This window comes from Streptomyces sp. NP160 (assembly GCF_006335115.1).
GTDB lineage: Bacteria > Actinomycetota > Actinomycetes > Actinomycetales > Quadrisphaeraceae > Quadrisphaera.
The window spans coordinates 1-241 of the sequence record NZ_VDMJ01000026.1 but is presented as its reverse complement, the minus strand read 5'-3'; the positions used below and the strand labels follow the sequence as shown (position 1 = coordinate 241).

Here is a 241-nt window from a genome sequence, read left to right as displayed (position 1 = left end):
CGAGGTGGTGGTGCAGCTGCCCGGCGCCCCGCCCCGTGCGCTGCGCGACGTCGAGCGGCGCTGGCACCTGCTGCGCCGCCGCGGGGCCTTCGAGCCGGGGGAGCTGAACGGCCTGGGCGTGGAGGAGCGCGAGCGCGCCGCGCGGGGCGGCTGGTCGGTGGCGTGGGCGCTGCCCCGCGACGGCGCCCAGCGCGTGCCCGGCGTGCTGCTGGCGCCCACGCCCACCGACGAGCCCCTGGCC

The 241-nt window shown here is 82.2% G+C and carries 1 protein-coding gene; it reads left to right on the top strand.

Annotated features, from left to right (window positions below):
• The coding region (locus FHN55_RS22790) for a hypothetical protein (RefSeq protein ID WP_180357846.1) at positions 1 to 241 on the top strand (241 nt) is incomplete at both ends.